This window comes from Microvirga sp. HS2, from assembly GCF_055792805.1.
Genome location: NZ_JBVVAJ010000026.1, coordinates 25,281 through 38,702, shown reverse-complemented (window position 1 = coordinate 38,702; position 13,422 = coordinate 25,281). Strand labels below are relative to the sequence as shown.

Annotated in this window: 12 protein-coding genes; 8 read left to right on the top strand and 4 right to left on the bottom strand. The window is 58.5% G+C overall.

The window, feature by feature from the left end; genetic code table 11:
* Positions 1–1,551: 1,551 nt before the first annotated feature.
* On the bottom strand, positions 1,552–2,943 hold the full coding sequence (locus ACS5Q0_RS19740; RefSeq protein ID WP_473128355.1) for a TadE/TadG family type IV pilus assembly protein: 1,392 nt from the start codon (positions 2,941–2,943) through the stop codon (positions 1,552–1,554).
* Positions 2,944–3,189: 246 nt separating this feature from the next.
* Here ACS5Q0_RS19740 and ACS5Q0_RS19735 point away from each other — a divergent pair, with 246 nt between their 5' ends.
* Together ACS5Q0_RS19735 and ACS5Q0_RS19730 are read left to right on the top strand one after the other, a co-directional pair.
* Complete coding sequence (locus ACS5Q0_RS19735; protein ID WP_473128354.1) at positions 3,190–3,660, top strand: TadE/TadG family type IV pilus assembly protein; 471 nt, start codon at positions 3,190–3,192, stop codon at positions 3,658–3,660.
* A complete protein-coding gene (locus ACS5Q0_RS19730; protein ID WP_473128353.1) occupies positions 3,635–4,282 on the top strand; it encodes a TadE/TadG family type IV pilus assembly protein in 648 nt (215 codons plus the stop codon). Before ACS5Q0_RS19735 ends, ACS5Q0_RS19730 begins: the two co-directional genes overlap by 26 nt.
* 131 nt (positions 4,283–4,413) lie before the next feature.
* Here ACS5Q0_RS19730 and ACS5Q0_RS19725 read toward each other — a convergent pair whose 3' ends face one another.
* Positions 4,414–4,947 carry a retropepsin-like aspartic protease family protein gene (locus ACS5Q0_RS19725; RefSeq protein ID WP_473128352.1) on the bottom strand — a complete coding sequence of 178 codons (534 nt, stop codon included), beginning with the start codon at positions 4,945–4,947 and terminating at the stop codon, positions 4,414–4,416.
* Between the two features lie 290 nt (positions 4,948–5,237).
* Entirely contained in the window at positions 5,238–5,537 is a 300-nt protein-coding gene (locus ACS5Q0_RS19720) for a hypothetical protein (RefSeq protein ID WP_473128351.1), read from the bottom strand.
* 505 nt (positions 5,538–6,042) lie between these two features.
* Here ACS5Q0_RS19720 and ACS5Q0_RS19715 point away from each other — a divergent pair.
* Both ACS5Q0_RS19715 and ACS5Q0_RS19710 read left to right on the top strand, forming a co-directional pair.
* Entirely contained in the window at positions 6,043–7,578 is a 1,536-nt protein-coding gene (locus tag ACS5Q0_RS19715) for a type II and III secretion system protein family protein (RefSeq protein WP_473128350.1), read from the top strand.
* 71 nt (positions 7,579–7,649) lie between these two features.
* The gene (locus ACS5Q0_RS19710) at positions 7,650–7,991 is read left to right on the top strand and encodes a hypothetical protein (protein WP_473128349.1); all 342 of its coding nucleotides are present in this window, start codon (positions 7,650–7,652) and stop codon (positions 7,989–7,991) included.
* 408 nt (positions 7,992–8,399) lie between these two features.
* On the opposite strand, the gene ACS5Q0_RS19705 is transcribed toward ACS5Q0_RS19710, so the two are convergent.
* Positions 8,400–8,870 (bottom strand): A24 family peptidase, encoded by a 471-nt coding sequence (locus ACS5Q0_RS19705; RefSeq protein ID WP_473128348.1) that lies wholly within the window; start codon positions 8,868–8,870, stop codon positions 8,400–8,402.
* A 529-nt stretch (positions 8,871–9,399) separates the two neighbouring features.
* Between ACS5Q0_RS19705 and ACS5Q0_RS19700 the strand changes: the two genes are divergently transcribed.
* From ACS5Q0_RS19700 to ACS5Q0_RS19685, 4 genes are all read left to right on the top strand, one after another.
* Positions 9,400–9,585, top strand: a complete 186-nt coding sequence (locus ACS5Q0_RS19700) for a Flp family type IVb pilin (protein WP_473128347.1) — start codon at positions 9,400–9,402, stop codon at positions 9,583–9,585.
* A 176-nt stretch (positions 9,586–9,761) separates the two neighbouring features.
* On the top strand, positions 9,762–10,679 hold the full coding sequence (cpaB, locus tag ACS5Q0_RS19695) for a Flp pilus assembly protein CpaB (protein WP_473128346.1): 918 nt from the start codon (positions 9,762–9,764) through the stop codon (positions 10,677–10,679).
* 152 nt (positions 10,680–10,831) lie between these two features.
* Positions 10,832–11,986 carry a CpaE/TadZ family protein gene (locus ACS5Q0_RS19690; protein WP_473128345.1) on the top strand — a complete coding sequence of 385 codons (1,155 nt, stop codon included), beginning with the start codon at positions 10,832–10,834 and terminating at the stop codon, positions 11,984–11,986.
* Between the two features lie 36 nt (positions 11,987–12,022).
* Positions 12,023–13,414: a CpaF family protein gene (locus ACS5Q0_RS19685; protein ID WP_473128344.1), complete on the top strand. Its 1,392-nt coding sequence runs from the start codon at positions 12,023–12,025 to the stop codon at positions 13,412–13,414.
* The last annotated feature ends 8 nt before the right edge of the window (positions 13,415–13,422 follow it).

Genomic DNA, 13,422 nt, shown 5'->3' with positions numbered 1-13,422 from the left:
CGTCTCCTCGGCACCATGCTGCAACGACCTTCGTGGAGACCTATGGCGCCTGGCGCTTAACCCACCTCATCGGAACTTTCTGGCACCTCGTCATCACCACCGACGGATCGGGAAGGCGCGAGAACCCGACATCAGCGGACGGTGGAAGGACGAATGAGTGCTGAAATATGAACGGTTCCGGTGGAAAAATGGGCGCCGCCAAAAAACCGACCTGTACAATGGGTAGAATGCCCCATCGTAGCCCCAGTAACCCGGGTCGTCCCCATAATCCGGGTATGCCGTCCCGTAATTCATCTGATTGATTGTGATCGATATCGGCGGCAGCGGCGGCGCGACGAAAACTGGGGCCGGTGACGGCTTGGGACTCCAAACCCGAACGCCGTTGATGGCCTGCGGATCGTCCGGTTCAGCGGCGGGCGATTCCGTTGTTTCCGGATCTCGCAACTCGGCCGCAATTGGTGCTTGTTGTGGAGGCTTGGGACTCCAGACCCGTACCCGGTTGACAGTGCGAATGTCAAACCCCTGGGCGATGGCAGGCACTCCGACGACGCAAAGGGCACAAACGAGCAGGAACCGCATGAGGCACCTCGTTTCTGGCCATGAAGGCGCGTCAGCCCTTTTGGGTTGAGAATAGCATTGTTTGGTGCGCTTGCCCTCACAAATTCCTGTACTCCCGTCGGCGATTGCCGCCGGGCATGGGACCTTTCTTTATGAATGGGCTTCTGCGACTTAGGCGGCGTGCTTCGTGCGCACGGATGGTCCATCGGGAGATGTCACGCGCACTTGGGACAGTGCAAGATGTGTTCATGATTGAGCGTTGGCATTATCAACACAGCATGCACTTACGCTGCCGTGTAGAATTCTGATTCAGTGGCTGACGATCAGGAGATCCTGCGACTGAGGTAATCCTTCGGTAGCAGGATCAGAATAGCCGCCCGATGTTGAGGCGCGTTCAGAAGACCGGAGAGCGGGAGACTCTCGGCTAGAGAGGCAGAGATCCTGGGTTATCCCTTCGAGAGAGCGCCTAATACGTTTTCTGTCCAGGATCTGATGTCTCCGGGGGTAAAGCTCATTTCAAAGCTGTCCTTGAGAAAGATCGCCGTCGCTAACCGGACGCGGGCTGCGATCTGGCGAGAGATCATCTGCCGGTCTGATTAGAGGCTGAACCAAACTCCGCTCCTTATCATTCTACAGCCTTGCGGAAATTATTTGTGTTTCCTGCGTAAATATTGCTGAGCAATGTCGAGGAGAAGATACACGGGCCATGTGAGCAAGAATGCGACGGCCGGAGCTACGCCCTTATCCTTCACGTCATTCGGCGGAGTGGTCATCAGAAGCACGCCTCCGATAGCGATCGACGTATAGAGCTGCCACATGAGTAAAATCTCTCCTTTGCTTCGTGCCTTCGGGTTTGGCATTCCCCCAAGCCGGCCGACAGCAAGCCTTCGCACTCTGGCTCAAAGCATTTTGAGGACCCTCCCGCGCGGTCGGATGGGCATGGGCCATCGTGATGGTGTTCCGCAAATCTGGACGATGGGAGGGATCCGCCCCCTATGGATCGGGTGGATTGGGGTAGAGTTGAACGATGTGATGGAGCTTGCCCTCGTCGTCACTCATGGTGATCCTTTTGACGAACTCGAGGTAAATTTCCTGCCCTCTTTCCGTCGGTTCCGTCAGGAAGAATTGGCCGATGTCCGCGTTTCGGATAGGGGATCTTGTAGAGTTCCCTTTAAGCCAATCGGCATTCGCCTCGCAGTCGATCATGGCCGCGTAGATGACGCGCCGCTCCCAGGTGCCGACGCCGGTGATCCCCTTCTCGGCAGCGCAGACAGGTCCCATTCTTGCTTTCTCGGGATCGGAGCCGTTGGCGGCCGGAGCCGTTCCAATGGGTAGCGGATTGCCGTCCGTATCGAGACCCAACTCTGCCATGTACATGGCGAAGCGTGTCGCAAAGCCGGGATACGGGGTTGAGTGATGGGTCGTCCAGTATGTCGCTGCTCCCGCCTGCCAGTCGCCATTCCCATAGGGGCCGCCACATCCATAGGGGAAACAGCTATCACGTGGCATGCGGCCGTTGGGAGGCGGGCTGGACCATGTAAAAGGAACTTTCACACATTGCGATTTATTCGCTAACTCCAGATCCCCTTTGAAATTATTCGGACCAGGGGGAATTTTGACGACTGCGTCTGGATTGTTGTCGAAAATATCAAAGCGTGCGTTGAGTCCCTCTCTCACCTGTCCTGCTTTACTGCCTTGCGCCGGGGTCAGTGCATTGACGTAGCAGACGTCTGGGGAGCTTTGAGCAAGGTTTTTCTTGATCGTTGTATCCTTTGCGTTCCCGTTCAGACCTGAATATGGCGGATCGAGAAGGCCGAAGTTTCCAGGTCCCCACGCATTGCCTGGTTGCTCCATGACCCGAACCATCATGCCAGGCTGTAGAGTTGATCCGCCGGTCGGAAGGCACATGAACAACGGCTGGACGGCGCAGGCGACGGTCGTCGAGCCTGCAGTGGCGCGTGCCGTCGTCTCGAAGTCAGGGTCGCTGGAAAAAAGGGCCCGGATTAAAGAGGTCGGTGCGGTGGCGGTCGCCGTTCGCGCCTGCACGATGGACGCCTTCTTGCTGTCAGAGTGGCCGGGCGTTTCGTCGAGGTATTTCCCCGCCGCGAGGTCGCTCCAACTGGCGGCATAAACAAGATCGATGATCTTATTGTCGGCGGACCACGTATCGGCGAACTTGGCGTCATTGATCACGGCGCGCGCGGCACTGGTGGCGCGTTCAATTGCAGTGTCGGTGCCGTCGAGTTCCCTGGCAGCCGCCAAGGCCGCAGCATCTGCCAGGGACTGCAGCTCGGTATGCATGCCCGTGTAACGCCCGAGATCGATGGAGAGACCAAAGATGCCGATCATGACAGGCAGGGCAATGGCGAAGTAGATCGCTGCCATGCCATGTTCGTCCGATCCGAAGCGACGCAAGAAGCAAAAGAATCTCTGCTGGCCTGTCCGCATGTCCGCCCCCATCCGCAGGGGACAAAAAGCCTGTCCCCGCCTATGAGTGCGGAGTTTGCAATATTCTCCTATCCGACCGATCTGAGAAGAAGGAGTACTCCAAGTGGGTAGCTTGGAGGTCAGGCGTCCGAAGTTTAGGATTATTAAGAAAATATGGCCAAACCCGACAGGGCCGGAGGGGGAATGGGAAAGCAACGGTTCCGACTTGTGCGCGCCAGGGACGTGCTCGAGTGCGAGTCTGGTGCAGCCCTCGTCGAGATGACAGTGATCCTCCCGGTTCTTCTCATTCTCTTTACGGGCGGTGTCGAGTTCGCGAGGGCGCTCGCCTATCATCACGCGATTGAAAAGGCAGTCCGGGATACGGGCCGATATCTCGGTCGTCTTCCCGATGCTCTCGCATTCGACGAAACGCGCGCCAAGAACTACTTTCTCTACGGACTCTTCACGTCACAATTACCCAGTTCTCCGCCAGCGGCGGTTACGACGCCAGGGCGGCTCGACAGCTTCACTGTCGAGAGGGTGACCCGCTTGTCTCAGACCAATGTCATCGTGCGGGCGGACGTGCGCTACACTTTTGATTTTCTGCCATTCGTCGGCTTGGGGCCGGAACTGACGTTCAGGGTGAATCATGAGCAGCCGCTCATCGAAGAGTAGATTTCTGAAGGACACGGGTGGCGCTGCGCTGGTCGAAGCCACGCTCATCATGCCGTTGCTCCTTCTGCTTTCGCTGGGGACCGCAGAGTTCGGGCTTTACCTGTATCAATGGAATGCGACATCCAAGGCAACACAGGTCGGAGCGCGGTGGGCTGTGGTCAATCCGCCGATTTCCGCAGGCATGAATGCCGCCCTGCAGGATACTGCGTGGTGGCCTGACGGTAGTCTCGGGAAGAGCTGCCGGGACGTGCTTTGCCAGCCCACGGCCTCATACCCGTATGTGTGCAATTCCGGAAATCAAGATTGCAATATGGCTCCCATCCTCACGCAGATGCGACGGGTGTTCCCCAGCCTCCACGACGAGGATGTTCAAGTGACATACGACCGGTTCCCGCAAGCAGGGGCTTTAGGGTTCGTCGGCCGGCCCGGTGGTGTGCCTGTGTCGGTAACGGTCAGCATCAGATGCAGAGAGTTTGAATTCGCGTTCTTGTCATCGTGGTTTCCCGGCAAGTGGGTGACAACCACACCGACTGATGCCGGATGCACCGCCCAGACGGGCCTTCGGATTCCGGAATCGGCGACGCAATTGTCCAGTGAATCGTTCGGATCGACAATATTCTGACTGGGGGCGAGCACCGTCAGCGCGAAGCGGGAGTCACTTCGAGTTTGCCATAAGCTGATGGTTTTATGAGTAATTGTTGCGCGAGCGTCGTTCGACACCGAAATCGGCGCCCGAATTGTTGAGCACCCGCATCAATTGCGAAGGCTCAGGCGCCCCTGTGAAATGTCAAACCCGCCGAGCCGACTGAGAAAGCTCATTCCCAGAAGACTCACTTCGAGACTTCCCTTCGGCAGGACGATTGCCTCCACATCGCGGACGATCAGGGCCTTGATCTTGATCTCGCTGATCCGGAATGGCGCTCCTTCCACGATGCCGTTGGCCGTCGATATCTTGAGGGTGAAATCCCGGGGCGCCAGTCTGGCGCCCACACGCTCCGCATCTTCATAGGTGAGAGCCACGAAACTCGCACCGGTGTCCACCACCATGCGAACTGGTTGATCGTCCAGGAGCGGTTGAAGATAGAAATGGCCCCTCGGATCGGCATCAACGGTGACAGGCTGGTCGTCCGCCCGGGAGAACTTCACGCCGCGCTGTCTCGCCTCGAATTCTTGAACGGTCTCTCCAATGCGCGGTGTCAATTCAGGTGCCTCCGTCGCATGGGCGGGAGCGGAGGAGCCGGCCGATAGCAAGGCAGCGAGCAGAAGCGGATAGTATCTGTGGATCATGACCACCTCGATGCCTGAATACAGCGAAGAAATGCTTGCAGCGCAATCCCTCCCGTCCGGGAATTAGGATGAATCAGGGTGCGTCTCTTGCGAAACGCGTAGAAACGATCCGGGTCGATTGCTGCTGTTGGATTGGAGGGAAGACGACGCGGAAGAAACACATAGTGGTTTTGCCGATTGATCCCGGCGCCTGAGGGCGACGGAAGCCTGCTCGTTTAAAAGGAGACTCGGAGAACCGTTGCCGCTTCTCGCGGAAACGGTACATCCGCGAGAAGCAAGCGCCGTCAGAATTACCAGCATCGGTGCACACGCACCTGACGATCCAATGTTTCGCCTACCATATAGGTTGTGGTGGTGCATCCGCTCCAGGGCAGGCCCTGCGGCGGCGGAGCGGCGAGTTGGGACTCGGTGACGATTGGCGGAGCCGGGCGAACGGAGCCTGTCGTGCCGATATCGGGGACGGAGAGCGGCGTGCTGGGTGGGATCTCCCGAGGCGGGTCGATATAATGCCTGCGTACTTGTGCCTGCACCCCGAAGGAGGTCAGGCTCAGGCCTGCCGCAAGCACGAGAAGTAAACGTGAAAATGACATTGTTCTTCTCTCGAGGTTCTGCTTTTACTTTAAGCGAGAACGCGGATTGTTGGTTCCGGGGCGGCCTATACCTATCAAGGCAACTTTTCCTTGCCTCCGTGATATTCTTTCATATCAGAGTTTTAGTCAGCGTTGCCGCAGGATATGCAGTGTCCTGTTTAGGCACTGGGATGTAGCGAAATGGATTGGAAGCACCAGCAGATGTTTGGTTGCTTCTGCAGATATGCCCTGAAAAGCACACGCCTAAAGTAGTGCGTGCAGTTCGCGCTTTAAGATTTCAGGGGCGAGGCTGCCATTAGTATATTCAACAAAAATGAGGGCGTTCGCCCGTGGGAGGCGAGTGCTGCCCTTGATGAATCGGGGGCGGCAGTTGTGTCATTTTCGCCTCACTTCTTCAGTTCTCAGATCTATTTTTACTAAGTCTGGTTCTTAAGCTTGCCGTGTCGATATCTGGCATTTATTCAGTTAAGTAACTGGGCATGACAGATAATGTGGCGAGGGGGCGATGGCCAGACGGATGGGGCTAAGGCAGGTAGTTGCCGGCATTGCTGCGCTGGGGGTGCTGATCTCGGCCGCATCGGATTTCGGCGTTGTGGCTCCCGCGCAGGCCCAGGCGCAATCTAAAGAGGCGCCCACGCGCGCGAAGTTGCTCCGCGTTCGGCTCGCGAACAACAAGTCCCAGGCGCTTCGCATCGACTTTCCGTTCTCCGACGTGCTGGTCGGGTCTGCCGAGATTGCCGACGTCATCCCTTTGAGCGACCAGACGCTCTACATTCTCGGCAAGAAGACGGGCACGACGAACGTTTCCATCCTCGACAGCTCGCGGCGTGTGATCGGAGTGGTCGATGTCGAGGTCGGGCCTGACACAGGAAGTGTTGCGGAAAAGATCTCGGCCGGTTCGGGCGCAAGCGGCATCAGGGTTCGCAGCAATGGGGACCAGCTCGTTCTGGAGGGAACGGCGGCCGATGCGGTGACAGTCGACAAGGCGGTCGAAATCGCCAAGGCCCTTGCCCCAGGAGGCGTGGTCAACGCGACGCGCGTGGCCTCGCCGCAGCAGGTGATGCTGAAGGTGCGCTTCATCGAGGTGAACCGCAATGCGGGCCGGGAGCTTGGCATAAGGTCTGAGTATTTGGGGAAGACGCGGGCAGCCGTCATAGGTCGAGGCGGCACAACGCCTGACGGTACGGTTTTGGACAGTCTGCTCGGATCTTCAGTCCCGTTTGCAACGGTTCTCGCACGCTTCGCAAACAACTCCCGCATGCTCGACGTGACGATTGATGCCCTGGAGTCGAAGGGCCTCATCCGCCGTCTCGCTGAGCCGAACCTCGTTGCCGTATCCGGCGGAACCGCGACCTTTCATGCCGGCGGCAGGATCCCGGTTCCGGTTGCCCAGACCACACAGGGGGGCGTTCCTACGATTACCGTCTCGTGGGAGAAATTCGGTGTGCAGTTGAACTTCACTCCGACCGTCTTGGCCAATGGCCTGATCAATCTGGATCTTGCACCCGAAGTAAGTGACATTGATCCAACCCTGTCGGTAGTGACGTCGGGAATCGCCATTCCGGGCATTATCTCGCGCAGTGCAAGAACCACAGTCGAACTGCGCGACGGGCAGAGTTTTGCCATGGCGGGACTGCTGCAGAACATTACTGAACGCAACATCGAGCAGCTTCCATGGCTGGGATCCATCCCTGTATTGGGAACACTGTTCCGCAGTACGGAGTTCCGATCCCGTGAGACGGAACTCGTCGTTATCGTGACCCCACATCTCGTGAAGCCCGGCAGGCCCAGTGATCTGCTGTCGACACCCCTCGATTCGACGCTGCCGGCCAACGACGCAGACCTGTTCCTGACAGGCAAGCTGGAGGTCGAGAAGCCGGGTGATCCGTCTGCTGTTTCTCCGACTCAGGAGTGGATCCTGGCAAACCGTGAGAAGATCACGGGACCATACGGCCATATCCTGACGTCTCCCGATGTTGCGCCCGTTGCGGCCGTCAAAACCGTGCCTGTGAGGTCCAACGTCGTGAGGGCAAAGAACTAGCAAAAGCCATTCCGATGCTGGGCATGCCGATGGCGCGCAACTGGCCGTCGAAGCAAACAAGGGACTGAACGATGATCGCTTATGCAGGGATGGGGCGGGCGGCACTGGCTGTCGCGGTTGCGGCGAGCAGCCTCACCGCATGTTCGGAATACATGGACCGCAAGAACACGATCGCATTCAGCGCCGGAAATGCGGTTCAGACGAACATCGTGACGCATGTCACTGATCCATGGCCTGCACATGCGGCCAACAAGGACATTGCCTTCAGTGGCGAGCGGATGGCTCGCGCCGTTCGATGCTACCAGACTGGACCGCAAACCGATTCCTCCGGGGGCGGAGTTGGCGGGGTGACGATCAATGTCAACGCCGGAGCAGCAAGCGCATCCGGAGGCGGATCGTCCCCTCAATGTTGAAGTTGAGAGCGTCCGTCTGACTTTGGCGTTCAGGAAGAACGATGGCGAGGAACTCAACGCACCCCTGGTGGCAGCGGGCGGGGTGCAGGGAGCTTGATCGAGGCTTCCGACGTAACGCTCGATCCGATAGCGGGTCCTGTTGCCGAGCCCGTGTCTCCTGTCTGGGATGCACCTTCCAGTCTGCAATCATCTCGCTGGCCGGCAACGAGGCCGTCCGTTGCGGCTCTTTTTGCGGGCACGGCCTTTCAGCGCACTCACTCGGTTCGAGCCGCAGGCGGATGAATCATGAAACAGCCCGGTTCGTGAACACCTGTCGCTTCCGGTTGAAAGCAAAAGCGCTCGTCGGGCGCCATATCGGACAGGCGCTCTTTGGAAGAACATGCGGAGCCAGGCTGCGAGAGCCGCGGATCACATAACGATGCTCGCGAGTGCGGCGCCGGTCCAGGCCAGTGAAATCGTCGGTCCGTAGGGCACCTTCACCCGGCCGTTGTCAGTGCGGTAGGGGAGCAAATGAAATCTGGCGCCCGACGCATAGGCCAGAGCGAGCATGCCGAGCAGCATCGCGAAGACCGTCGAATTCTCGATGCCCATCCAGAGAAAGGCGACTGCGAGGAGCTTGACGTCACCGCCGCCCATCATTCCGAACCTGTACATCACAAGACACAGGCCGAACATGGCAAGGCCGAAGAGCAGGTGCGATGTGAACGTAGCCAAGTCTCCGTTCACGATGTAGAAAGCGCCGAATAACGCCAGGAGAGCAAGCACCACCTGGTTGCGAATCCGAAAGTTGCGAAGGTCGTCGATAACGACAAGCACGAGGACCGGCATGACGACCGCCAGACCCTGGATCTGATGAAGCGACGCAATCTTCGAAAGCATTCGGGGTCCGCACGGCAAATGTGATCTGGTGCTTCAAGTATAGGCAGCAATTCACAGCACGCACAAGAGCGCCACGGACGATGCAACACCACGCGTGATACTCGCATATGGATTGTCATTCGCCTGAAGGTAGCGACCAGAATGGATGATGATCGCGGTACCAGATCGCGATGCGCAACTCCTCTCAACGCCTGAGAAAGCAGGCAGATGGGAGCGTTTGGCAGCCGATTGGGTCGAGGCTTTGCTGCGCATTGTCGATCCCTTCGCAAAATTCCCGATTGGATGCCTCGCATCAAAATACTCTAAAGAGGTAGCCCTTCGAGATTACCTAGATGGCCTTAATATCAATACAAGCCTAATAATCAAGCGTAACTAATCCGTCAGAGATACGATACGAGCGAAACCTTTTGTTGACTGTGAATACATTCTGAATGTTCAATGTTTCTGCTGGGGGATGGCAGTATCTGCATGAAGATCCCCAGGTAAATCTCAGGCAGTACTTTCTGCCGGCACAAGGGGAATATCAAACATGACTCAGTTCCTGACGCGTTTCCTGCGCGATGAAGAAGGTGCGTCCCTCGTCGAGTACAGCGTACTCATCGGCCTCGTCACGGCTGCGGTGATCGGTACTATTAGCACCGTCGGCACTAAGGTACTTGGAGCTTGGCAGGGTCTGGAGACGGCCATGACGAAGATGCCAGCTGGGACCCCATAATTTCAAGTTATACAAGAAATAAGCTGCGAAGCGCACTTAATATAAAATGCGCTTCGCACCATTTCGTTTCTGATTTCAAAAACATATCGAGAGTAGTCTCACGGACCAAGCGATCTAGTGGCTAGGGAACCGGGACGCTTGTTCGGTGCGCGCATCTTTAACAGGGGGGCGAGACAATGAGAGCGGGCAGTGCAATTGCGCTATTGGTTGCCATCCTCTTCGGAGGGGCCGCAGCTTTTCTCTCGAGAGAGTACCTCCTAGGATTGGCGACGCCACCGGCGCCGCAGAAGATCGGCACGATCGTCGTCGCAGGACAGCCGCTCGAGTTCGGCGCGAACCTGACCCCTGACAATCTGCGCGAGATCGAATGGCCTGGCGTGCCTTTGGAAGGCTCGTTCAAGACCGTCAAAGACCTGCTGAAGGACGGGCGCCGCCTCACGCTGGTGTCCATGCAGAAGAACGAGCCGATCCTCGGGTCTAAGGTGACTGGCCCGAACCAGCGGGCGACCCTTTCCACTCTGATCGACGAGGGCATGCGCGCCGTGTCCGTGAACGTGGACGAGGTCCGCGGCGTCGCGGGCTTCATCCTCCCCGGTGACCGCGTCGACGTGGTTCTGACCCGTGGCGACCGCAATGGCGGCAGCGCCAACCCCGCCGCCGCCGATGTGCTTTTGCAGAACGTGAAGGTCCTGGCCATCGATCAGGTCGCCAACGAGCGGACCGACAAGCCGACCCTCGCCAAGGCTGTTACCTTGGAACTCAACCTCCAGCAGTCGCAGAAGGTCATTCTGGCCCAGGGTGTTGGCAGGCTTTCCCTGGTTCTGCGCCAAGCGGGCGAGGCGGAGAGCGCCGACGCACGCCGCGTGACCTTGGCCGATCTCGGCCTGTCCGAGGCCATCGAAGAGAAAACCAACAAGGACGATGATCGGTTTGCCAAGCTGGAGGCGCAGCTGGACGAAATGCGCAGGGCTGCTTCCGCCCCGCAGCCGACCCCTATTGCCACGCTGGCGAAGCGGGATAACCGGGTGATCGTCAACGTCATCAGAGGCGTCTCAAAGCGGGACGAGTACACGGTCATGACGGAAGCGCGGTGAACCCGCTGCATACGAGCCCTGAAGACAAAGAGGCTGCGCGCTGGTTCTCTCCCGGAGACGCGACGCGCAGCGGGTGGATCCGACGCGAACGACAAAACCTGGCAATCCAGCTTCCATCTCATCGTTAGAACCGCATCAGTAGGGTCAACTCCGTGGCTACCTTCGTTATCCAGCCCAATTCCAGCGCCTCTCAGGGCCATCGCCTCGTCGAGCATCTGGCGGGGCTCGGCCGCAAGGCCAACGTCGTGCAGTCTCTCGATAATGTGCGCAAGCACACGGAGTACGGCAGGGGCAAGAGCTTCGTCTTCGTGCCGAACGAGGCCAGCGATATTTCATTGGCCGACGCGGTCATCCGCTTCGCAGAGGCTGAAAACCACGATGCCTTCGTGGTCTATGTCGCTGATACCATGTCGGCCGACGCCTATAAGCGCCTCGTCCGGACGAACGCGGGTGAATGGATCAAGTGGGATAATGTCTCCCAGGAACTCAAGGATGTCTTCCAGGCCGCGGGCGGAACGCAGACGGGCTCGGCGGGCGAGAGCGCGACGATCATCAGTTTCCTCCCGGCCAAGGGAGGCGTGGGGAATACGACCATCGCGCTCGAGACAGGCGTCTATCTGGCCTCCAACCGAAAACGGGACACGCGAGTGGCCGTTCTCGATCTCAACTTTCAAAGCAGCACGCTCGCCGATTATGTCGATCTCGAGGCCCGTTTCGACATCGCCGAGTTCATCGACAGGCCGGAGCGCCTCGATGCACAGCTCGTCGAGATCTTGTCGAACAGGCACTCCAGCCAGGTCGATATTTTCTCGTGCCCGCCCCGGCGCGAACTTAGTCACACCATTCAGGCGGAGGTCATCTTCATGTTGCTGGATGAGCTCAGCAAGAAATACACCTATGTCCTGCTGGACCTGCCCAATCACTGGCAGCCCTGGTTTGACAATGTGCTGCGGGGCGCGAGCGCTGTCGTTGTGACGGGTGAGGCGACAGTCCCTTCCGTCAGACAGATCACGAACAAGCAGAAGCATCTGGATGATCTCTCGATCGGGCCCGACCGTGCGGCCATCGTCATTAATGGCTGCGAGACGAATTTCCTGGGACGCGTCGCACGCAAATCCGAGATCGAGCGAGCCTTCGGTGGATGGCAGGTCTTCTTCGTGCGGCGGGACACGAACGCGGCGACCGAAGCCGCCAACACTGGCCGCCCCATGATGCAGACCTCACCAAAGAGCGCCATTGGAAAGAACATCCGGCGCATTGGCGACTGGATCGTGTCCACACGATCCCGTTCCCTGAGTGCGTCCTGACGCCGGTCTAAAAGAAGAGTTGCCAAGGAGATAACAATGCGTATCAGCATCTCGGACAGATGGCGGCAGACTGCTCCCCAGATAAAACTCGTCGAACCGGAGAAGCAGCCGGAGCCCAGCACGGAAAACAAGCTCTATGAAGAGCTCGTCGCAGTCAAACCCGCCCTGATCGATCAGAAGGTCGAACTGCACGGGAGGATCATCGACGAGTTCAACCTTGCGCTCCTGGACAAGATCGCGCCCGAGGAACTGGCACGGCAGGTCAAGCGCTTCGTCAGCGATTATGTCCTGAACGAGCGCATCGCTCTGAACCAGAAAGAGCTCGAGTCCTTTACGGAAGAGGTTCTGGACGAGATTCTCGGGCTGGGACCAATCGAGCCGCTTCTCAAGGACCCGACGGTCAACGATATCCTGATCAATACGCATGCTTCGGTCTATGTGGAGCGCTACGGCCAGCTCGAGCCCACGCGGGTCCGGTTCAAGGACGAGGCCCATCTCCTGCGGATCGTCAACAAGATCGTCGCTTTCGTCGGCCGACGGATCGACGAATCCTCGCCGATGGTCGACGCGCGCCTGCCCGATGGGTCTCGCGTCAACGCCGCGGTGCGGCCAATCGCCGTCGACGGGCCGCTCGTCTCCATCCGTAAATTCTCCAAGCGTCCCTTCTCACTGGATCGTCTGGTCGATATAGGCGCGCTCAAGCCCCCCATTGCCGAGGTGCTGAAAGCTGCGGTCAAGGGAAGAATGTCGGTCATCGTGTCCGGCGGAACGGGCTCCGGCAAGACGACGATGTTGAACGCTCTGTCGAGCTTCATCTCTCCCAAGGAACGCCTTCTTACGATCGAGGACGCGGCGGAACTGCAGTTGCAGCAGCCCCATGTTGGTCGTCTGGAAACACGCCCGCCGAACGCAGAGGGGCGTGGGGAAATCAGACAGCGTGAACTCGTCAAGAATGCGCTGCGCATGAGACCCGACCGGATCATCCTCGGCGAGTGCCGCGGTGAGGAAGCCTTCGACATGCTTCAGGCGATGAACACCGGCCATGAAGGCTCCATGACGACTATTCACGCGAACACGCCGCGTGATGCTGTTCGCCGTATGGAGCAGATGGTCGGCATGGCCGGCATGCCGATGTCGAATAACGCGATCCGTGGTCAGATCGCATCCGCGATTCAGCTGATCGTCCAGCTGCAGCGCCTGAGCGACGGCAAGCGGCGCCTGATGAGCGTCACGGAGATCACCGGAATGGAAGGCGATGTGATCCAGATGCAGGAGATCTTCCGCTTCGTTCGGGAAGGCATGGACGAGCAGGGCAACATCATCGGATCGTTCCGCGCGACGGGCGTCCGTCCCAAGTTCCTCCACGAACTGCGGTCGCACGGCATCGAATTGCCGGGCAGCTATTTCGACCCCAATGCCGCTTTGTGAGGCAAGAC